Below are 19,533 nucleotides of genomic sequence, written 5' to 3'. Positions count from 1 at the left end.
TGTTGCGCATGCATGAAGTGTGTCTATCGGCCAGTCATTACCCGTATATTCGCGACGTCGGAACGACGCTTACGACACCGGGATGGATTCATCCGAACCGAATAACGGACTATCACGTTCTCATTTATTGCGTTACGGGTCAAATGCAAGTGGTCGAAGACGGAATTGCGTACGTACTGCGCGAAGGAGATCTTTTTTTTCTGAAAAAAGGCGTCCATCACTACGGAGAAGAAGGGACATTGACCGGTACGACGACTTTTTGGATTCACTTTTATGATGGGATGCATGATCTACCGGAGTCAAAGAGCGATTTACCTAACGCCCTGTCCGCTTCTTCTTCCTATCCGATATCGCCCAAGGATTACGAGTTGAGGATCGCTCTGCCCAAATCCATTAACCTTATCGCCCATCCCTCGATTCGGAAAAAACTCGCGTCGATCCACGAGTCGTACCGTACTTCTCGTCCTCTCCGTCACGTCCATCTCAGCATGGAGACGATGGGGTTGTTGCTTGAAGTGTTCGGGTATTCGCAGCAGAAGCAGTCCCAGAGCAAGTCCGATCTTCTAGTATTGAAATTGGCTCGCTTTCTGGAGGAACACTGCGAGCAACCGCTCGATACGAATCGAATCAGAGAAACGTTCCAGCTGAATTATGAATATTTGAGTACGCTGTTCAAAACGAAGTTAGGCACGAGCATATTCAAGTACCATGAGCAGCGGCGTGTTCAGAAGGCGGCCGAGCTGCTGAAGTATACGACGCTAAACGTAAGCGAAGTGAGCGATCGGCTCCAATTCAAGAGCGCTTATTATTTCAGCCGCGTGTTTAAGAAAGTGATGGGCGATTCTCCTTCCGACTACATGAAAAATATATACCGGGTCTAACAACCCGACATGCAAAAAACAGCCTCTTAGCGAGACGCTCCGGTACGGAGCCCCGACAAGAGGCCGTTCTATGTTAGATTTCGTCAAATGACGGAATCCTTACTTCCTGGCCGTCTTTCATGGCCGATTCGTGAGCGCATATCCCTGCCGCGGTCCAATTGGCCGCGGTTATCGCATCGATAGCCGGCCTGCGTTCTTCGACGATGCTACGGACGAATTCATGAACGAGATGAGGGTGGGAACCGTGGTGCCCGTTCCCTTGCAGCACGGATTGATGCGGATTGTCGGGATCAAGCTCGATCTGGTGCGTAATATAACGCGCAAGCTCCGGCGGGAGCAAATCCGGTCGGGATGCCGGCTTAATCCTCTCCGACGACATCGATCGGCCTCGCCCCTCCATGAGCGCCCCCATCTTAAACAAGATTTGCTCCTCGTCTTCCATGTGCCATTCCATGGATGCCCGTTCGCCATAAATGTTGAAGCTCTCCATGTAACTTCTAGCGGTATGGAACAGGGTACGCGTTACTTCCGCGCTCAAGTTCGGTTTGTCCAATTGGTAAATAGCCGTTTCTACCGGGTACGGATTGCCATATTGGCGACGAAGCTCTTCCCGCATGACGCCGGATCCGAAGCAGTGGACTTTAGTTGCGCGCGCGCCAGATATAGCGAGAAGCGGCGCGATCGCATGAGTGGCGTAATGCATCGGAGGCAAGCCCATCCAATAGGCCGGCCAGTTCTCCATGTCTTGATAGTGAGCCCCGCGCAAAAATTGGATACGGCCGAAGTCCCCTTGCTGCAGCATTCTTTGCGCATGCAAGAAGGGATACGTGTAGACTGCGGTTTCCATCATCATGTAGTTTTTATTGCTTTGTTTCTGCGCTTGGACGATCGATTTCAGCTCCTCGATCGTCGTAGCCGCGGGTACCGTGCAAGCGCAATGCTTGCCGGAGCGAAGGACGTCGACGGCTTGCTTGCCGTGTTGAGGAATCGGAGTGACGAGATGGATCGCGTCGTATTCATCCGATTGCAGAAGCTCATCCAGATTCGAGTGTCTGCGTTCGAACCCGAACGTATCGCCGTATTTCTTCAATTGTTCTTCATCGGGATCGCAAATCCCTACGTATTCCACGTCGGGATGAGCATGGTAGATAGGAGCGAACGCACCCCCGAATCGCAATCCTGCGACGGCGACTCTTATTTTTTTGCTTTGTTCTGCCATAAGTAGAGTTCTCTCCTATTCGTCATCAATGTTGTCCTGTAATCATTATGAGTAATCCAGGAGAGGCCGTGAATGAACTGGAAAGGAGAAAAGCTGTAATCTGTTCAGGTTTTGGGCGATACTTGTTTATATGCTTCCAAAATTAACGGGAGAAACCGGACGACTCTGGCGGGAGAGGGAACAGATGCGCAGTCAGTTGGAAAAATATAAATCGGCTATTCTTTCTCTTCCTAAGGATAGAATTCTATCCAAAGAAGATTTGCTGGTCGATGATTTCCTGATAGCTCGCGACGGCAAGCTGGAAATGTACTATGCGCCGCACAACGAGTATATCAACTCTTCGGCGAAGGTGATGATCATCGGATTAACGCCCGGTTTTACGCAAATGAGAACGGCCATGCAAGTAGCCAAAGCAGCTTTGGAACAAGGGCTACCCGACGAGGAAGCTTGTAAGCAAGCGAAAGAGGCGGCGAGATTCGCGGGGACGATGAAAGAGAATCTGATTCGGATGTTGAACGGAATCGGCCTGCACCGTCATTTGAACCTGTCCGGCTGCGAACAGTTGTTTCGGGAGCATCAGACGCTGCTGCACACGACTTCCTTGTTGCGGTTTCCGGTGTTCGTCGAGAAGAAGAACTATAGCGGAACGCACCCGAATCTTCTCTCTACCCCGTTTCTTAAGAATGCGGCGATGCCGTCTTTGCATGATGAGCTAGAAAGGATGAAACAGACGCTTATTATCCCATTGGGCAAAATAGTGGAGAGCGCGTTATGCGCGTTTGTACGTGAAGGAAAGCTGGATGACAAGCAATGCATATGGGGATTTCCTCATCCGTCAGGAGCCAACGGGCATAGACACAAGCAGTTCGCGGACCATCAAGAGCGGATGAGGAATCAATTGAAGGGTCTTAACTTACCTTAAATCATAGGCTGTGGGGGGATTCGCGGTAGCTTCAACGAATTTCCGCGCTTCGGGTTCAAGTATGATTTTATATGTTTATTACGGGTTAATCCATTAGTACCCGTAACGGAGAACCCTTAATCCTTATGTAGTCGAGCCGTTTGCCCGTATTTTGACTTTGACCTTTACGTTCACTGTCGCCTTCGAGAACGCTTCTTCCCAAGTGTCTTGAACCTTCTTCCATTCGGCATACTCGTAGGCTCTTGCGTACAGGCCGAGTCCGATCGGATCGATTTTGGCCGATTGGATTTTTTTGAGGAACTCTCGAAATTGATTTTGCAGCTCCTCCTGAAGTTGCTTTTCCAATTCGGGAGTGTTCTTGTTGCCGTTAAAGCGAAATAGGCGTTCGGATACGATGATTCCCATACTAACCTTAATATCGAAGACGAATCCGTTGTCTTTATAATCCGTCTTTGTCTTAACGCGAATGAAATCCGGAAAGAAGCTCATTTTGTTTTTTTGAAAAAAACCATCGCTAGGTTGATCGGGGAGGGTGACGGTAAAAGAGAATTCTCCCTTTGTTTCATGCTGCAGGATTCTTAACAACTTGGTTTGATCGGCGTTAAGCGTCATTTTGTATTGGCCGGAACGATTCAAGAGAGCCGTACCCGTTATTTTTATTTGATCGTCTTTTTTCAACTCCGTAATGCTAGGACTCATCCCTTTCTCCGTATATTGACGATGAAGCTCTTGAAGCGACGTTTTGACCGAAATATTCTGATCGCGGGCGGTATCGATTAGGGTTAACAAATATAAAGGCAGTCGCGGCTTATCCGCGGGCGTGAACTTGACCAGATCGCTAACCGAACCGTCTACGAGGGCGACCCTGGACATTGTCGTATTTTTACCGTCGCGATAGCTGGCGTCTAGGAGGCTATACCAGTCCGAATGCTCGACAACTCGTTTGCCGATGAGCATCACTTGGACTTTGCCCCGGCTAGTCAAAGCGGTAATCGTAGCGTCGAATTTGTCTCTAGATTGTCTAAGGGTGGAAGCTTGAACGACGCTTTTTTCATCTTTCTCTTTCGCTTCTTTATTAAAGATCGGATCCGATGAGGAAATAACGAGATGATCGTTCTCATCGAGATCGATTCCAAGCAGCAAGGACAGCGAAATGTCTTCGATGTTGGTTTGATCCCAGCAACCCGGCAGAATGGAAAGCGACAGCAGCAGACAAACGAGGTAAACGCGTTTCACAAGGACTCACTCCGTCGCAGTCGATTAAATACAAGAACATAGAGGTAAAGAAAAACCGGAAATACGTAAGCGAACCCGATTCCTGCCGTACCGATGAATAGCATCCATTCGGCGTTCTGATTCCAAGAGGGGTGAATGAAGAAGACGAGCACGACGATCAGCAGGAACAAGACGGAGGCGGAAGGCGCCGTATTCTTTGTTCCGAACAGAAGGCCTAGGCTTAATAACGTTCCGAACGTAAAAGGAAGCCAAGTCGTCGAAACTTCAAACAAATAAATGGCCAAAAACAACATGTCGATCCGTTCCAAAAAGTCAAAATCAATGATTTTCAATAAGTTGAATACGGGCTGGTTATATTCCGTGATTCCGTCGGGACTGAAGAAGGCGAAGCAAATGAGGGTGACTTCCAAGTAGTAGAGTAGCGTAATGGTGTTGGCGATGACGACTCCGCGTATCGCCATTTGCTTCTTCTGCAAATAAGGATAAATAAAAAAAACGATTTCGAAACCGAGGAAAGAATAAACCGAAGAACTGACCCCCTGAAAGACGGGAAACCAACCTTCCTTCAGAATCGGGAGCAAATGAATCCAGTGACTGTCTCCTATCGGGAACAAAAAGAGAAAGAACATCACCATCATGATGTAAAAGACCAACTCGCAATAGCGGCCTAATATGCGCAAGCTCTTGCGCGCAACCAGAAAGCCCGGGGCAATCAGTAGGAGCATGACGACAAAATCCGGCGTCATCGGCAGAAACCATTGCTTAATAAACATCATCGCGGAAGTGAGAATCGTCCATACGAAAAAAGCGAAATAAAAAATGACGGGGACGATCAGAACCTTCCCTATAATCTTGCCGAAAAGACGGATCATGAGCTCCGGCAACGTATCATTAGGGAATTTGCGAAAAATAAGCACGATGACAATGCTGGCGATCACGCTCAGGGACCATCCAAGGATGAGGGATATCCAGCCGTCCGTCCCTGCATGTTCGGCTAAATCTTTCGGAAGAGAAAATATTCCCGTCCCTAATTGGCTGCCATGAATAATAAAAATAAATTGCATGAACGTGATACCGCTCTTCGCATCTTTCTTCAAGAGTCTTCGTCACCCCGATGCTTGTTCTGTCTGATGGCTTGAATGTTATCCGTGCTCTTGGGTCGCTTGATCATTGCCCATATCGGGACGCGAATGAACATATCCTTCATATCCGCGAATCTCCAAGGCGCAAGCGGACTCCCGTAAGGGGTTCCGAAAGATTCGAGAGCAACGAGATGCGCGACTAAGGCGATCGCACCGATAACGATGCCCACGATTCCGAACATCGAAGCCAGTAACATCATGGGAAACCGAAGCAGCCGAATGGCTGCTCCCATATCATAGTTAGGCATAAGAAAAGAAGCGATGGCGGTAGTGGCAACGACGACAACCATAATATTGCTGACGATACCGGCTTGGACGGCCGCCTGGCCGATGACGATACCTCCCACGATGCCAATCGTTTGTCCGATCGGCGCCGGGAGACGAATGCCTGCTTCCCTCATCATTTCAATCGTGATTTCCATCAACATAGCCTCTAAGATGGGAGGGAACGGAACGCGCGATCTCGTCTCTGCAATCGAGAGAATGAGCTGCACGGGAATGACTTCGTAATCGAATGAAATCAACGCGATATAGACGGCCGGTAAAAACAAGGATATAAACGCCGCAATAAAACGAAGGATTCGGGTAAAAGAAGCAATCATCCAACGGCTGTTGTGATCGTCGACGCTGGTTAAAAAGGTGAAAAAATGAGCTGGAGCGGCCATGACGGTCGGCGACTTATCCACGACGACGATATACCTTCCCTGAAGGATATGGGAAGCCGCCGTGTCCGGTCTTTCCGTTAGAATAAGTTGGGGAAACGGAGAATAAGGATTATCCTCGATAAATTCGGCTAACTCCCCGGTATTCATGATCGCGTCGATATCGATCTTATTGATGCGGGTTTCGAGTTCCTTAAGAATATCCGGATTAGCGACGTCCCCTAAATAGAGAATCGAGACTTTCGTTTTGCCCCGGAGGCCAACGATAAGTTCCTTGATTTTCAGCTCCCGGTTGGGGATATATCTGCGAATCATCGCGATATTCTGGCTTCTGGTTTCTACGAAGCCTTCATGCGCTCCGCGAATAGAGGTTTCGACGGTAGATTCTTCAACCGCTCTTTGCGGCCATCCTTGCGTACAATAGACGGTAGCCTTCGGCTGCCCGTCGACGAACAGAACGCTCTGTCCATCCAAAATATCGTACTCGATCTGCTTCCATTCCGATGTCTGTTTAATACTTCCCACGCTGACCTCGTTCGGGGCCTTCCCCCTCGCGAGATCGCGCAAGATGTTGTTTTCTATCGAATTTTTATCCGTCATGCCGTCCAAATAGACGAGTGCGGCGTAAACGGCACCCTGATCCGAATGGATGTGCCGGATGACCAAATCGGGAGCCATATCAAACAATTGATTAAGGTATTGAAGGTTATCGGAGAGTTTTTTGCTAAGGGAATTATTTACTCTGGAAGCGACGGATTTGTTGGAGTCGCGATATTTGGAATTGCGGATTTTCCTCAAGAAGTGAAATATTCCGAACATCATCCCTCACCCTATTCTGAGCAGCTTATGACTTATCGATTAGTCCCTTCAAGGATGGGCAAATGGAAATCAAAACATACTTAGGGATGTGACTGCCATGAACAATTCCCGGTCTTCTCTTGAAAAGCCTAACTTTCTATTTCTGCTCGTCGATGAGGAGCGTTATCCTCCGGTGTATGAGAATTCGGAAATCAAAGAATGGCGTAAGCGCAATCTCATCGCGCAGGAGCGGTTAAGGTCTCACGGTCTGGAATTTCATAGGCATTATATTGGCAGCACCGCGTGCTCTCCTAGTCGGACGACTATCTTTACGGGTCAATACCCGTCTCTTCATGGCGTAAGCCAGACGACCGGAATCGCTAAGAGAGTTTTCGACTCGGATATGCATTGGTTGGATCGCAACACGGTGCCAACGATGGGAGATTACTTCCGTGAGGCGGGGTATCTGACGAGCTACCGAGGGAAATGGCATATTTCCTATGAAGATATCGTCATTCCGGGAACGCATAACGGCCTCATCAGCTATAATCCCGTAACGGGTGTTCCCGACCTGCAACGAGAAGCCTTATACAAGCATGCCGACCGGCTGGATAGCTTCGGATTCAACGGTTGGATCGGTCCGGAGCCGCATGGCCGCAATCCTCGCAATTCGGCTTCTTCCGCTTCGATTGGCCTGCGAGGCCGCGACGAGGTCTATGCTGCGGAAGCCGTCCGGCTTATTGAGTCGCTCGACCGTCAATGCATGCAGGGCGGGAATGTCCCGCCCTGGTTAATCGTAGCCTCTTTCGTGAATCCGCACGATATCGTGTTATATGGCGATCTTGCGGCGCGTCTGCCCGAATTTCGGTTTGACGTCGAACCGATGCCGGAAGTCGCCCCTCCTCCGACGTTAGACGAATCGTTAGCCGCGAAACCGCGATGTCAAACGAGTTATCGCGAACTATACCCGAAAGCCATGCAGCCCATAACGGATCAAGCGCACTACCGCAAGCTTTATTTCCAGCTCCAGAAGAATGCCGACTGGCAAATGAACCGGGTATTCGAAGCGTTAACCCGCTCTTCTTTCTATGACAACACGATCGTGATTTTTACGTCCGATCATGGAGACTTGTTAGGTGCTCACGGACGACAGTTTCAGAAAATGTACAGCGCCTACGAAGAGATTGTGCATGTCCCTTTGGTCATTCACAACCGACATCTATTTCCGCGGCATATAGATTGTCAGGCATTGACCAGTCATATGGATCTCTTGCCTACGATGCTTGGGTTAGCGAATGCGGATACGGAAGAGATTCAGGTCCGATTGAGGAGCCGATTCAGCGAAGTTCATCCCTTCGTGGGTCGTAATCTGGCTCCTTACGTGAGGGGACGGAATGGAGCCGGGATTGACGACGAACCGGTGTATTTCATGACGGACGACGATATTACTCGAGGCCAGCATCAGGTCAGTCCGCTCGGAATCGCTTATTCCTCAGTTATTCAACCCAATCATATCGAGACGGTTATTATGTCTATCATGCGGAATGGAAAGAAGGAATTGTGGAAGTATTCCCGTTACTTCGACAACGTCCAGTTCTGGAGTCAGCCGGGCGTTCAGGACGTAACCGTTCATCCCGTTGACGGAGAGGGGGCGAAGGAGGGGCAACTTACCGGCTGGGTCACAACGGTGAAAACTCAGCCGGTTCAGGACGAATACGAGCTGTATAACTTGTCCGAAGACCCGTTGGAAACACGTAATTTTGCGTATACGAATGTAACCGAGTATTCCCTGGGCATACAGCGGCAGATGATGAAGTTGCTGGATGAACAGCGGGCACGAAAACGGCTGTATCCTCGGCATAGATGAGACGGATTCGGAGTTCCGAATATCGTAATCTAGCGCCTGATTATTTCAAAGTTATTACCGTGAGTTCAGGCCGGCAATTAAATCGTATAGGAAGGCGAGTCATTCCTATCCCGCGCGTGGTATATACTTGCAAACGGCTGTCCGGAATGCGATAAAGTCCGTGCGGGTATTTGCTTCCGTAAGGAGGCGTATACAACGCTCCAATAAAGGGGATTCGCACTTGCCCTCCATGACTATGCCCCGACAATTGGAGATCGATCGGGAGTCGGCCGTATTCATCCGCGAAGTCTGGCTCATGAGCAAGGAGAATCTTGCAGGCTCCTTCAGGGATCCGAAGCAAAGCCCGATCGATATCGGGTTTGCCGACCCAGGGATCGTCTATTCCGGCGATATATAGCTTTTCTTCTCCCTTTGTTAGAGCGATATGCTCGTTATGGAGGACATGGAAGCCCGCTTGCGACAGCCCTTGCGTAACCGGTCGCCGATTGGCGAAAACATCATGGTTGCCAAGAACGGCATATTGTCCGTAGGGCGCGCGTAGCCGTGAGAATAAGGCTATCGCTTCTGAAATATAGCTTGTCGAATAATCGATCAGATCTCCCGTAAAGCAAATAAGATCGGGCTTTAATTGTTGAGTTTGCTTTACTAGCTCCGTTAATAGTTCCGGTTCCGAATATTCGCCGAAGTGTACATCGCTAAAATGAACAATTCGAAGCCGCGCAAAGGAACGGGGCAGATTGGAGAGCGTTACCTCTACGGATTTAACCTCAAGCCAAGTAGGTTCTATCCAACGGGAATAGGCGCCGGATAGACTAGCTAATCCTATTAACCCGCCTCCCCATTGCATACTCTTCTTCAAAAATTGCCGTCGACTAATCGGTTTTTGATGCATAATACCCCCCGATGATAGAATTGGTTAGGATAAGGCCACGGGTAAGGAGAAGCGAAAAACGATTTGACCCTTATGAATATGAAAACCGAATGGAGCGTTATGCTTTTGCAAAATCGTTCTAACGATCGACAGGCCTAAACCCGTTCCGCTGAGCTGTTTGTTGCGAGAGCTCTCCAATACGAAGAAAGGCTCCCATATGCTGTCCCATTGCAAGTCTTGGCCATCGGCGACGCCGTTGCTAATGGCGAACAACATCCGATCATCCTTATTTTCTACAGTGATATCGATCTGCCCGTCGGTCGTATATTTCAAAGCGTTGGAGATGAAATTGTTAATGACCATTTCGATTTTCCGCTCATCCGCCATTACCCGCGAATCGGTCAGCAAGCGGTCATGGACGGTAACGGCAATGTCTTGCTGCCGAAAAGAAATATCGTATTTCCGCAGCGTTCTATCGAGCAACGGAGCGAAATCAAAGGCGCTTATCTCATACGAATCGGTTTGCAACTTGGATAGTTCGAGTAATTGGTTCACCATTCTCGCCATATCATCGGTCTGTTGCCGGATAACATCCAGATAAGTGCCGTCGTCCATGCCGTCCTGAATTCCGGCGGAGTAAGCCTTGATCAGGGAAAGCGGCGTTTTGAGCTCATGGGAAATGTTTGCGATGAACGTCCTTAAATTCTCGTTTTTGCTTTCCAATGCGAGATGAGCCTGCTCTAACTTGTCGCTCATCCGATTAATGCTCTCCGCTAAAGACTCGATTTCATCGCCCGTTCGGATATGAACCTTCGCGAACGATAGCTTAGAGATGCCGTCCGCTGCTACCTGGATTGTGGCAAGCGGCCGAACGATCTGTTTCGTAAACACGAGAGACAGCACGATCAGGAGCAGCAGCCCGCCCGCATATATATACAGGTTAAAACGATTGACGATGGCCAGCGTTTCCGAGGAATACGAAATAGATTCTCCGATTACGAAAATCAGATTGTCCTTCTTCATGAAAGTAACAAGGAAGCTCGACTTTAATTTTTGCTGATGATAAATTTTTCGGACCGGCTTATTTTCATTCAGCTTTGCGATACTTTCATCGGTTATCCAGAACTTGCTCAATGTAATCTTCTTTTTGTTCAGTTGATCGAGGACGTCTTCATTTAGACGATTAATATTTCCGATTAGTTCCGTATGCACGATGGTTACCCCTTGCTCCCGCTCAAGAAGCTCCGCATCCCGGAGTAAATGACGAGTGTCCATCGTTTCGAGCTGCGCGGTTAAGGCAGCCTGCGTATGTTTTTTTTGGTACAACAAATATTTGGGTAAGAAGAACGTATTCATGGCAATTGAAAGAATAACGACGATGAGAAACATCAGAGAGATGCGCACGATCAACTTTCGATTCAGCTTATTCATGCGGCTCGTCCAGACTATACCCCATACCTCGATGAGTCGTAATGACATGCTCGCCGATCTTCGCCCGCAGTCTACGTATATGCGTATCGACCGTTCTTTCTTCGCCTAAATAATCGAACCCCCATACATGATCCAACAATGCTTTCCTCGTGATAATGACGCCTCTATTTTCAATCAAATATTTCATCAGGTGGAACTCTGTATTCGTTGCCTGTATGTCCTGGTTATTTCTGAAAATGCGTTGCCCGTCCATATCGATCTGTAAATCCCCAATGGTAATTCGAGAATCTATCCGTAACAGTTTTCTTACTCTTAGAATCAATATTCGCGGGTCGAACGGCTTGCTGATATATTCATCCGCACCGGACTGCAAGGCGATTAATTCATCCTCGGTTTCGCCTTTGGCCGTTAACAGAAGTACTTTCGTTGTTTTGCTTTGTTTTTTGATTTCTTTGCACACTTGAATGCCGCTTTGCTTCGGCATCATCCAATCGAGGATGGCCAAGTTAATTTTGTTCGTATAGAAGAGATGAAGAGCTTCTTCTCCATCTCGCGCCGGATAAGTCGTAAAGGACTCTTTCTCTAAATAAGCTTGTACGATCTTGAGCATGAAGGGCTCATCATCGGCAATTATTATATTCATAATGAGCTCCTTAACGAGGGTGACATAACGAATAACCTCTTACTAAAATGTACATCTTGTTTCTCTTTCATTCGGCAGTTCGTCCAGTCTTAAAGAGAGAGTCCATCGTCATCTCCGAAGGCTTACCGCTTTTATCAAATGCATGATTTTGTCCGCGCCTCCGCCGTTTACATGCTTCTTCATCGCGTCTCTGTAGCGGGAGCGGTTCTCGTATAGTCGCATAATCGCGGAAACGAAGCTATGAGCGGTCATTTGTTGTTCCGGCAGCATATCCGCGAAGCCGGCTTGTTGGAAATATCGCGCATGAGCAAGCTGGCCGGACCGGCTTCCGCCTTGGGTGTGCGGATATCAGCTTCCTCTCAATCCCCTGCTCCGAGCCGATATAGTGGATGCTCCAGTTTTCTTTGGCGCATTTCGGGATCAGTACGAGATTGCCTGTTACGTGGCCTGCCGAGCCTCCCCCGGTGAATAGAATGGTTTTGCTCATGCCAGCAGTCCGCCTTTAAGCAGCATTTCCCTTATCTCCGGCTTGCTCAGCAATGCATGATTAGAATGGTAGCCGCGAAAATCTACAGGAACGCTGCCCGCATAGTAATCTTGTAATCCTTCTATTGGATAAGGAGGTAAAATGACATAATACCGAACATCCAAGTCGATGGAATAAGTACTTTCAAACTCGGATATCAGAGATTCGGTTAGGCTTTCGCCAGGACGGGCGCCCGTTTCGTTAATACGGACGACTCCCGTCGCTAATTCCTCGATTAATACTTGCGTAAGATCCGCAATGCGGCAAGCCGACATTTTCGTTACGTAGATTTCCCCGCCTCTGCTGTCTTCCGTCGCTTTAAGCAACAGCGCTACGGCTTCCTCCAAGGTTAAGAAAAATCGGGTCATTCTAGAATCGGTTAGCGATAGATCCAGCCCTTGCGCGATTCTTTGTTTGAACAGAGGTACGACGCTGCCCGTCGATCCGAGCACATTGCCGCTTCTTACGCAAACGAATCGAGTGTTGCCTTCTCTTAAATTGGCATGAACGATTAGTTTTTCCGCGAGGGCTTTCGTCATTCCGTAGGTGTTGGAAGGGTGGGTCGCCTTGTCCGTGGATACGTAAATCACTTTCTCGACATCGTTCGCGATAGCGGCTTGAATGACATGCTGAGTTCCAATGACGTTCGTCTTCATCGCGCTATCCGGCTGTTGTTCGCAGATCGGAACATGCTTCAAGGCGGCTAAGTGATAGATATAATCCACCTGCTGGCAAGCTTGCATAACCTCGTATTTATCGCGAATATCTCCAATGATAAAATTTAATTTAGGGTGATGCTGAAATTCCTGCCGCATCTCCACCTGCAAAGACTCGTTCCGGGAAAAGATTCGAATTTCTTTAGGTTCCCTTTCCAGCAATTTTCCGACGAGTTCTCTTCCCCAAGAACCCGTTCCTCCGGTAATCAATATCGTTTTGTTCTGCAAGGCTCTTTCCTCCCTATCTATGTCGTGCTAACCAGGCAAGTATAATACCCGTATGTTACACGAATATGGCGATAGGAAGGGCGCGGGACGAGGGGCATACTAGAGGGGCCGAACTAAAGATCAAGAACCGCTGTGAACTTCCGACTTCGTATAATAGAACGCGTTGAAAACGAATAGAAGCAAGAACATGGCGGCATGGGGAATCAGCGCGTGGATGTGGTCTTCAACGCCGGGCTTCGTGATGTCTAGCAGCTGAATGATCATGGTGCCGAAAGGAAGGTAGCTAACGAACAGCACGCGTCCTGCCAAATGGTCTTCGACCCCGCTGATGGCCATCATGTTGACGAGGATGGCGATAATGCCGAGCACGACCGAAGGAATATAACTCTTGCCTACGATTCCCGTCGCCATCATGAGCGGCGTGAGTAACATTTGCAGCGCCGCCATCCAGATGAACGCTTCGGTATATTTTCCAATCAGATCATTAGGAATCGGTTGATCGCTCATGAGACTGCCAACCATCCATATCGCAGAATAATTTAGAACGATGACGGCCAGCGAGAGGAGCGCGACCACGAAGGTTTTGCCAAGCAAGATGGACATGCGGCGATAGGGATATACGAAAAGCTGATTAATCGTACTATCGCTATATTCCCGAGCCACGACGTAACCGGAGAGGAGAGAGAGAAGCAACGGGCTAACCATGACGTTCAGAAACAGAAGATTGTTTTTGTATAGATCGGTCCAGCTCATATTGCCCCATGCCGCGAAGGCCGAGATCAGGGCGGGCATTAAGGCGCCGATGATAACCAACCAAAACATTTTCGTACGTCTTAGTTTCAGGATTTCGGTATAGAACACGTTAAGCACTCAGATCGCCTCCCGTCAGGCTAAGGAAGTAATCTTCGAGCGTTTCGCGCACCATCGCGATTTCAGCCACATCGATGCCGTGTCCGACAAGGGTGCGGTTGATAAGGGCCGACTCCGACAACTGCTCGAATATTCGAATGACCCCCGGTTCGGGGACGGTATAATCGTGAATCCCCAGTTTCTGCTCCAGCAGCATGGCGGCTTCGCGATCGTTGCTTAGCTTGAACTCCATGCAATGCCGGTTTTTCATCTGAAGCGTGTGTTGTTCGATTTCTTCGACAAGGACTCCTTGATGAATAATCCCGATTTTCGTAGCCATCTGCTGAACTTCGCTCAGAATATGGCTCGATACGAGAATGGCGATATTGCGCTTCGAGGCCAGTTCGATAATGAGCTGCCGGACTTCCTTAATGCCGGCCGGATCCAAACCGTTCGTCGGCTCGTCGAGAATAAGCAACTCCGGATGATGCAGCAGGGAGCGGGCTATGCCGAGCCGTTGTTTCATGCCTAACGAGAAATTTTTCACTCTCTTGTTCCCGGTATCCAGCAGCCCCGCTTGCTCGAGCGCTTGGTCGATGCTTTCTTTATTGCCCATTCCCATCATCCGACGATGGATGTCCAGGTTCTCGACAGCCGTCAGGTTGGGATAAAAGCCGGGTATTTCGATCATAGAGCCGATGCGTTCGAATGCCGCTTTCCGGCCGGACTCCGCGTCCTGACCGAACAATTGAATCTGCCCCGAGGTTGGCTTGATGAGCCCCATGATCATCCGAATCGTCGTCGTTTTACCGGCCCCGTTCTGACCGAGAAAACCGTAGATTTCCCCCTTTTTCAAGGAAATGCTGACGCCGTCGACCGCCGTGTGCGTTTTGTATTTTTTGGTAAGACCGCTCGTCCTCAAAATGTCTTCCACTGATTCATCCTCCTATGAGCAATTGCCAAGCAATAGCGGCCGCATCGCGTCTTGCTTGGGTTGGATTGATTATACAATAGGAGCTTTACATGAGATTGAACGGTTTCTTACATATTTCTTAAGTCGCTTTGGGTAGGCAGAACGCAAATACGGTTTCGCCGTTCGGGACGCTTCTCGCAATAATTTCACCGTGTTGCTTCTCCACCAGTTTCTTGACGATCGTCAGCCCTAATCCGTTCCCTTGTTGCACGGAGTTTCTAGAGGCGCTGCCGGTATAAAGCCGTTCGAAAATATGCGGCATATCCGTTTGCGAAATGCCTTGTCCGCGATCCCAAACTTCGATCCATACGCGGTCTTCCTTATCCTTGACCCGGATGCCGACAACGCCGCCATCCGCTCCGTAACGAAGCGCATTGGACAGTAAATTGTTCATGATTCTCTCCAAGCTTTGCCGATTTCCCCATGCGTACAACGGCCGCTCCGGAAGCTCGAGCCGGGGGGAGAGCCGCGCGAGCTCGAACTGGTGATAGAAGGAGACGACGGCCTCCTCGACCTTGTCGATGACGTTTAGCTTTTCCGGCTCCATGGAGCCGTTGTCGGCTTCCAGCTTGGACAATTCGAAGAAATCCCGGATTAACGCATCGAGCTTATTTCCTTTGGCGACTACGATCCGGTAATAGTTCTGCCGCATTTCCTCCGACAAACTATTGTCCTTCTGCATGACTTCCACGTAACCGAGAATTGCCGTCAGCGGCGTTCGCAGGTCATGGGACAGGTGGGAAATCATTTTTTTGCGTTCGGTCTCGAGAAGGTTCACTCTCTCCAAGCTGATCTGATAGGCGTCGATAAGGCGGTTCATGCTGCCGCCAAGCTCGATTAAGGATTCCGGCGCATGATGAATACGGATTCGCTGATTGGGGGAGCCGCCGCGTATTTCGTTCAATCTTGCGGTTATCCACCCCAATTGTTGCTTGTAGCGCCATTGTTTGACGAGCAGAAAGCAGCTTGCGGCAAGCAGGAAGACGATAATGGCAGGCTGAACGTATCCCGGCATCAGTTCGCCGCCGCCCCGAGCTTGTAACCGATTCCCCATACGGTTTGGATGTAGACCGGTTGGGACGGATCGGGCTCGATTTTGGTGCGAAGCCGCCGAATATGTACCATAACCGTATTCTCGTCGGTCATGTAATCTTCGTTCCAGACGGCTTGGAAGATTTGCGATTTCGTGAATACGCGGGAAGGATGGGAAAGGAACAGCTTGAGGATGTCGAATTCCTTGGCCGTTAACGTTCTGCGGCCGGCTCGGGAAGCGACTTCGTACGTGTGCAGATCGATCGACAGCTCGCCATGGGTTAGCACGGACGAAGAACGGTCTAGAGGATTGGCGTTGAAGTAAACATATCTTCGCAGCATGGCTTTGACCCTCGCCGACAGCTCTCCGAGCCCGAAAGGTTTCGTCATATAATCGTCGGCGCCGAGCCCCAGTCCGATAATTTTATCCACTTCGTCCGCTTTGGCCGATAGAATGAGCACGGGGATATTTTGCTTTTCCCTGACGCGGCGCAGCACTTCATACCCGTCGATCACGGGAATCATCAAGTCTAGAATTAGGAGCTGAAAGCCAGTCTGCTCCAGCTTGCCGATCGCTTCCGCTCCGTCGTATGCGGATGACGTTTCGTAGCCTTCCCGCTGCAGATAAGCGGTCAGCATCCCGTGAATTTCCCGGTCGTCTTCGACGATAAGAATGTTAGTAGTCATGCGGTTCCCCCCTTACCGATCATCATATAGACGGGAGACATTATTTGTAAAGGGAATGTGCAAAACCAAATAGATGACGGCCAGATACCCATAAGGTCTTCGATTTTGGAATGGAAAGGGTATAATAAAAACAAAAAGGCAAAGTAGGAGATACGATGACGGAGATTCAGGCTACAAAAGAAGCGGGATGGAATTGGGACAACAGCTATGCCCGTCTTCCGGAATCCTTGTTTACCAGGCTCGACCCTACTCCCGTGCGCGCACCGCGGTTGATCGCGCTGAATGAGCCGTTGGCCATATCGCTGGGGTTGAACGTCCAAGCGCTGCAAAGCGATGACGGCGTGGCGACATTTGCGGGCAACCGGATCCCTGAAGGCGCCGATCCCCTCGCTCAAGCTTATGCAGGGCATCAATTCGGACATTTCAATCGCTTAGGCGATGGCCGCGCGATCTTGATTGGCGAGCAGATTACTCCGCATGGCGAGCGATTCGACATTCAGCTTAAAGGCTCAGGCGCGACGCCGTATTCCCGCAGGGGAGACGGTCGAGCGGCGGTTGGACCGATGCTGCGCGAATACATCATCAGCGAAGCGATGCACGCGCTGGGCATTCCGACTACTCGCAGCTTGGCGGTAGTGGCGACCGGAGAATCCATCTACCGCGAAACCGAGCAACCTGGTGCTATATTGACCCGCGTGGCCGCCAGCCATCTGCGCGTCGGCACGTTTCAATATGTCGCGCAATGGGGTACGGATGAAGATCTAAGGGCGATGGCGGACTATACGTTACGGAGACATTATCCGGAAGTCGATGCCGAGGGAGACCGCGGTCTTTTGCTGCTGCGGGAAGTGATTAAGCGTCAGGCCGCGTTAATCGCCCAATGGCAGCTCGTCGGGTTTATTCACGGAGTGATGAACACGGACAATATGGCTCTTAGCGGAGAAACGATCGATTACGGGCCGTGCGCTTTTATGGATGCTTATGATCCTGAAACGGTATTCAGCTCCATCGATACTCAGGGGCGCTACGCATACGGTAATCAGCCTTATATCGCCGCTTGGAACCTCGCGCGATTCGCCGAAGCGCTATTGCCGTTGCTGCATGACAACCAGGAGCAGGCGGTTCAATTGGCCCAGGAGGAGTTAAAGGGTTTTACGGAGCTGTATCGAACGAATTGGCTAGCGGGAATGAGAGCGAAGCTGGGGATCTTTAACGAAGAGCCGCAGGATGAAGCGCTGATCGAAGATCTACTCGGTATGATGCAGAAGACCGGCGCGGATTATACCAACACCTTCCGCGCCCTTACTTTCGATACGGCGGGGGATACGGTTGTGGCCGAGCACCCGGAATTCGGGCAATGGCAAGAGCGGTGGCGGTCGCGGCTAGGCAGGCAACAAGAATCGCAAGCTTCGTCGCACCGACTGATGCGCAGCAGCAACCCCGCACTCATTCCTCGGAACCATAGAGTAGAAGCTGCATTGAAGGCAGCTGCGGAACACGGGGATTACAGCGTAATGGAGCGGCTGCTCGACGTTCTCTCCCATCCCTTCGATCACACTCCCGAACAGGCGGAGTTCGCCGAGCCGCCCGTGCCGTCCTCTCGTCCATACCGAACGTTCTGCGGAACGTGATCCGACGGCTACAACCGCATAAATACTCAAGACGCCTGCAAAGGCGTCTTTGGCGTGCAAGGTTGATCTGCGACTTTTCACAAAAGGATTGGCATCGATTAGATTTTCTGTTACGATTGTCGTAACTTATTAAAGATGTTTAATAAGTTAATCTTCCAAGAGGTGAAACGAAGTGAATGAATTACCCGCGACTCCCAAAGAGATGAAGAACGTGATCCTTAGCGGCATACGCGCAGCGCTTCTTACGCTTGGGAGCGCGACTAAAGCGGAGCTGAGTCGCCAATTGGGTATCAGCTTCCCGACTACGAGCAAGTTTCTGGCCCAGATGGAGCAAGAGGGGGAGCTTATTCAAGTCGGCATTGATGATTCCAGCGGCGGGAGAAGAGCGATGAGATATGCTTACAATCCGGAATACATGCTGGGGTTGGCCATTTTTTTGGAGCAATCGGAAACGAACTTCGCGGTTTTTAATAGCGTGGGAGAAGTGAAAGAACAAGGTAAAACTTCGAGCGTTTTAAGGGATGACATTCATAGCCTTACGAAGCTGATCGAAGAGATCATCGTTCAATATCCCAAGATCGGTTCCCTTGCTATCGGAGTGCCCGGTGCGGTTAATCATGGCCGGATTATCCACATCCCTGATTACGAACAGTTCCATCTTTTCGACCTGAAGGGGACGCTGGAAGAACGATTCTCTATTCCCGTCGTCGTCGAGAACGATATGAACGCTGCCGTGCTGGGCTATTACGACAATATGAATAACAAAGACAACCCTTCCTTGATCTATTTGTATTTCGGTAAGAACGGTCCCGGTGCCGGCATTCTGATCAATGGAGTGGTGGTCAGAGGCAGCACCTTTTTCTCGGGGGAAGTTTCATTCGTTCCGCTATATGATCATTTGAATTTTCAACAAGCGTTGACCGAAGGTACGGGAGTGGAAAAAATAAAGCTTCGCGAGCAAGGGATCGATGCCGTTAGTCGGTTGATCGCGACTTGCACGGCTGTGATAAACCCTCACACGATTATTTTCTGTCATGACGAAGTGAACGAAACGATCCTTAACGGGATCGCGGCAAGGAGCGCCGCCTATATTCCGGCGGAACATCTGCCGCGGCTCGCGATGAGCGACTGGGAACAGGATTACTTAAACGGATTGCGGAATCTCGGGCTCGATCTGTTGATTTCCGCACCCGCCACGAAATGAATAACGGAAACGGGA

At 49.9% G+C, this 19,533-nt stretch carries 17 protein-coding genes and 1 pseudogene; 5 read left to right on the top strand and 13 right to left on the bottom strand.

Going from position 1 to position 19,533, the window contains the following annotated elements; all coding sequences use genetic code 11:
* Positions 1 to 8: 8 nt before the first annotated feature.
* Positions 9 to 881 (top strand): helix-turn-helix transcriptional regulator, encoded by an 873-nt coding sequence (locus HH215_RS21945; protein ID WP_169281839.1) that lies wholly within the window; start codon positions 9 to 11, stop codon positions 879 to 881.
* A gap of 73 nt (positions 882 to 954) precedes the next feature.
* On the opposite strand, the gene HH215_RS21940 is transcribed toward HH215_RS21945, so the two are convergent.
* Entirely contained in the window at positions 955 to 2,100 is a 1,146-nt protein-coding gene (locus tag HH215_RS21940; protein ID WP_169281838.1) for a Gfo/Idh/MocA family protein, read from the bottom strand.
* 184 nt (positions 2,101 to 2,284) lie between these two features.
* On the opposite strand from HH215_RS21940, the gene HH215_RS21935 reads away from it, so the two are divergent.
* Positions 2,285 to 3,022 (top strand): uracil-DNA glycosylase family protein, encoded by a 738-nt coding sequence (locus HH215_RS21935; RefSeq protein ID WP_169281837.1) that lies wholly within the window; start codon positions 2,285 to 2,287, stop codon positions 3,020 to 3,022.
* Positions 3,023 to 3,145: 123 nt separating this feature from the next.
* Here the strand turns inward: HH215_RS21935 and HH215_RS21930 are convergent, their stop codons facing one another.
* Genes HH215_RS21930 through HH215_RS21920 form a run of 3 tightly spaced genes read right to left on the bottom strand, consistent with a single transcriptional unit; the run spans position 3,146 to position 6,881 of the window.
* Complete coding sequence (locus HH215_RS21930; RefSeq protein WP_169281836.1) at positions 3,146 to 4,258, bottom strand: Ger(x)C family spore germination protein; 1,113 nt, start codon at positions 4,256 to 4,258, stop codon at positions 3,146 to 3,148.
* Positions 4,255 to 5,355 carry a GerAB/ArcD/ProY family transporter gene (locus HH215_RS21925; RefSeq protein WP_169281835.1) on the bottom strand — a complete coding sequence of 367 codons (1,101 nt, stop codon included), beginning with the start codon at positions 5,353 to 5,355 and terminating at the stop codon, positions 4,255 to 4,257. Before HH215_RS21925 ends, HH215_RS21930 begins: the two co-directional genes overlap by 4 nt.
* A complete protein-coding gene (locus tag HH215_RS21920; protein ID WP_169284521.1) occupies positions 5,352 to 6,881 on the bottom strand; it encodes a spore germination protein in 1,530 nt (509 codons plus the stop codon). Before HH215_RS21920 ends, HH215_RS21925 begins: the two co-directional genes overlap by 4 nt.
* Before the next feature lie 97 nt (positions 6,882 to 6,978).
* On the opposite strand from HH215_RS21920, the gene HH215_RS21915 reads away from it, so the two are divergent.
* Complete coding sequence (locus HH215_RS21915; protein ID WP_169281834.1) at positions 6,979 to 8,727, top strand: sulfatase family protein; 1,749 nt, start codon at positions 6,979 to 6,981, stop codon at positions 8,725 to 8,727.
* A 40-nt stretch (positions 8,728 to 8,767) separates the two neighbouring features.
* Here HH215_RS21915 and HH215_RS21910 read toward each other — a convergent pair whose 3' ends face one another.
* The 9 genes and pseudogenes from HH215_RS21910 to HH215_RS21870 all read right to left on the bottom strand — a co-directional run bounded on the left by HH215_RS21910 (position 8,768) and on the right by HH215_RS21870 (position 16,683).
* Positions 8,768 to 9,619, bottom strand: a complete 852-nt coding sequence (locus HH215_RS21910) for a metallophosphoesterase (protein ID WP_169281833.1) — start codon at positions 9,617 to 9,619, stop codon at positions 8,768 to 8,770.
* A gap of 24 nt (positions 9,620 to 9,643) precedes the next feature.
* Positions 9,644 to 11,029 carry a sensor histidine kinase gene (locus tag HH215_RS21905; RefSeq protein ID WP_169281832.1) on the bottom strand — a complete coding sequence of 462 codons (1,386 nt, stop codon included), beginning with the start codon at positions 11,027 to 11,029 and terminating at the stop codon, positions 9,644 to 9,646.
* Positions 11,022 to 11,672, bottom strand: a complete 651-nt coding sequence (locus tag HH215_RS21900) for a response regulator transcription factor (RefSeq protein WP_169281831.1) — start codon at positions 11,670 to 11,672, stop codon at positions 11,022 to 11,024. The genes HH215_RS21905 and HH215_RS21900 overlap by 8 nt, the downstream gene beginning before the upstream one ends.
* 346 nt (positions 11,673 to 12,018) lie before the next feature.
* Positions 12,019 to 12,159 (bottom strand): annotated as a pseudogene (locus HH215_RS21895) (glycosyltransferase); the annotation flags it as partial.
* Complete coding sequence (locus HH215_RS21890) at positions 12,156 to 13,142, bottom strand: SDR family NAD(P)-dependent oxidoreductase (protein ID WP_169281830.1); 987 nt, start codon at positions 13,140 to 13,142, stop codon at positions 12,156 to 12,158. The gene HH215_RS21890 and the pseudogene HH215_RS21895, both read right to left, overlap by 4 nt.
* Before the next feature lie 120 nt (positions 13,143 to 13,262).
* Entirely contained in the window at positions 13,263 to 14,012 is a 750-nt protein-coding gene (locus HH215_RS21885) for an ABC transporter permease (protein WP_169281829.1), read from the bottom strand.
* Positions 14,005 to 14,925: an ABC transporter ATP-binding protein gene (locus HH215_RS21880; protein WP_169281828.1), complete on the bottom strand. Its 921-nt coding sequence runs from the start codon at positions 14,923 to 14,925 to the stop codon at positions 14,005 to 14,007. The genes HH215_RS21885 and HH215_RS21880 overlap by 8 nt, the downstream gene beginning before the upstream one ends.
* A 118-nt stretch (positions 14,926 to 15,043) precedes the next feature.
* Positions 15,044 to 15,979, bottom strand: coding sequence for a sensor histidine kinase (locus HH215_RS21875; RefSeq protein ID WP_169281827.1), 936 nt, complete (start codon positions 15,977 to 15,979; stop codon positions 15,044 to 15,046).
* Positions 15,979 to 16,683: a response regulator transcription factor gene (locus tag HH215_RS21870; RefSeq protein ID WP_169281826.1), complete on the bottom strand. Its 705-nt coding sequence runs from the start codon at positions 16,681 to 16,683 to the stop codon at positions 15,979 to 15,981. The genes HH215_RS21875 and HH215_RS21870 overlap by 1 nt, the downstream gene beginning before the upstream one ends.
* Before the next feature lie 155 nt (positions 16,684 to 16,838).
* Between HH215_RS21870 and HH215_RS21865 the strand changes: the two genes are divergently transcribed.
* Together HH215_RS21865 and HH215_RS21860 are read left to right on the top strand one after the other, a co-directional pair.
* Entirely contained in the window at positions 16,839 to 18,314 is a 1,476-nt protein-coding gene (locus tag HH215_RS21865) for a protein adenylyltransferase SelO (RefSeq protein ID WP_169281825.1), read from the top strand.
* 172 nt (positions 18,315 to 18,486) lie between these two features.
* Positions 18,487 to 19,518, top strand: a complete 1,032-nt coding sequence (locus tag HH215_RS21860) for an ROK family transcriptional regulator (protein ID WP_169281824.1) — start codon at positions 18,487 to 18,489, stop codon at positions 19,516 to 19,518.
* Positions 19,519 to 19,533 lie beyond the last annotated feature (15 nt).

The organism is Cohnella herbarum (assembly GCF_012849095.1).
Lineage (GTDB): Bacteria > Bacillota > Bacilli > Paenibacillales > Paenibacillaceae > Cohnella > Cohnella herbarum.
This window is presented reverse-complemented; position numbering and strand designations above follow the sequence as displayed.

Bases quoted from the DNA above. Each gene is read 5' to 3' on its own strand.
- HH215_RS21945 (WP_169281839.1), top strand. From the start codon at position 9: ATGCATGAAGTGTGTCTATCGGCCAGTCATTACCCGTATATTCGCGAC.
- HH215_RS21940 (WP_169281838.1), bottom strand. From the start codon at position 2,100: ATGGCAGAACAAAGCAAAAAAATAAGAGTCGCCGTCGCAGGATTGCGA.
- HH215_RS21935 (WP_169281837.1), top strand. From the start codon at position 2,285: ATGCGCAGTCAGTTGGAAAAATATAAATCGGCTATTCTTTCTCTTCCT.
- HH215_RS21920 (WP_169284521.1), bottom strand. From the start codon at position 6,881: ATGTTCGGAATATTTCACTTCTTGAGGAAAATCCGCAATTCCAAATAT.
- HH215_RS21915 (WP_169281834.1), top strand. From the start codon at position 6,979: ATGAACAATTCCCGGTCTTCTCTTGAAAAGCCTAACTTTCTATTTCTG.
- HH215_RS21910 (WP_169281833.1), bottom strand. From the start codon at position 9,619: ATGCATCAAAAACCGATTAGTCGACGGCAATTTTTGAAGAAGAGTATG.
- HH215_RS21905 (WP_169281832.1), bottom strand. From the start codon at position 11,029: ATGAATAAGCTGAATCGAAAGTTGATCGTGCGCATCTCTCTGATGTTT.
- HH215_RS21900 (WP_169281831.1), bottom strand. From the start codon at position 11,672: ATGAATATAATAATTGCCGATGATGAGCCCTTCATGCTCAAGATCGTA.
- HH215_RS21875 (WP_169281827.1), bottom strand. From the start codon at position 15,979: ATGCCGGGATACGTTCAGCCTGCCATTATCGTCTTCCTGCTTGCCGCA.
- HH215_RS21870 (WP_169281826.1), bottom strand. From the start codon at position 16,683: ATGACTACTAACATTCTTATCGTCGAAGACGACCGGGAAATTCACGGG.
- HH215_RS21865 (WP_169281825.1), top strand. From the start codon at position 16,839: ATGACGGAGATTCAGGCTACAAAAGAAGCGGGATGGAATTGGGACAAC.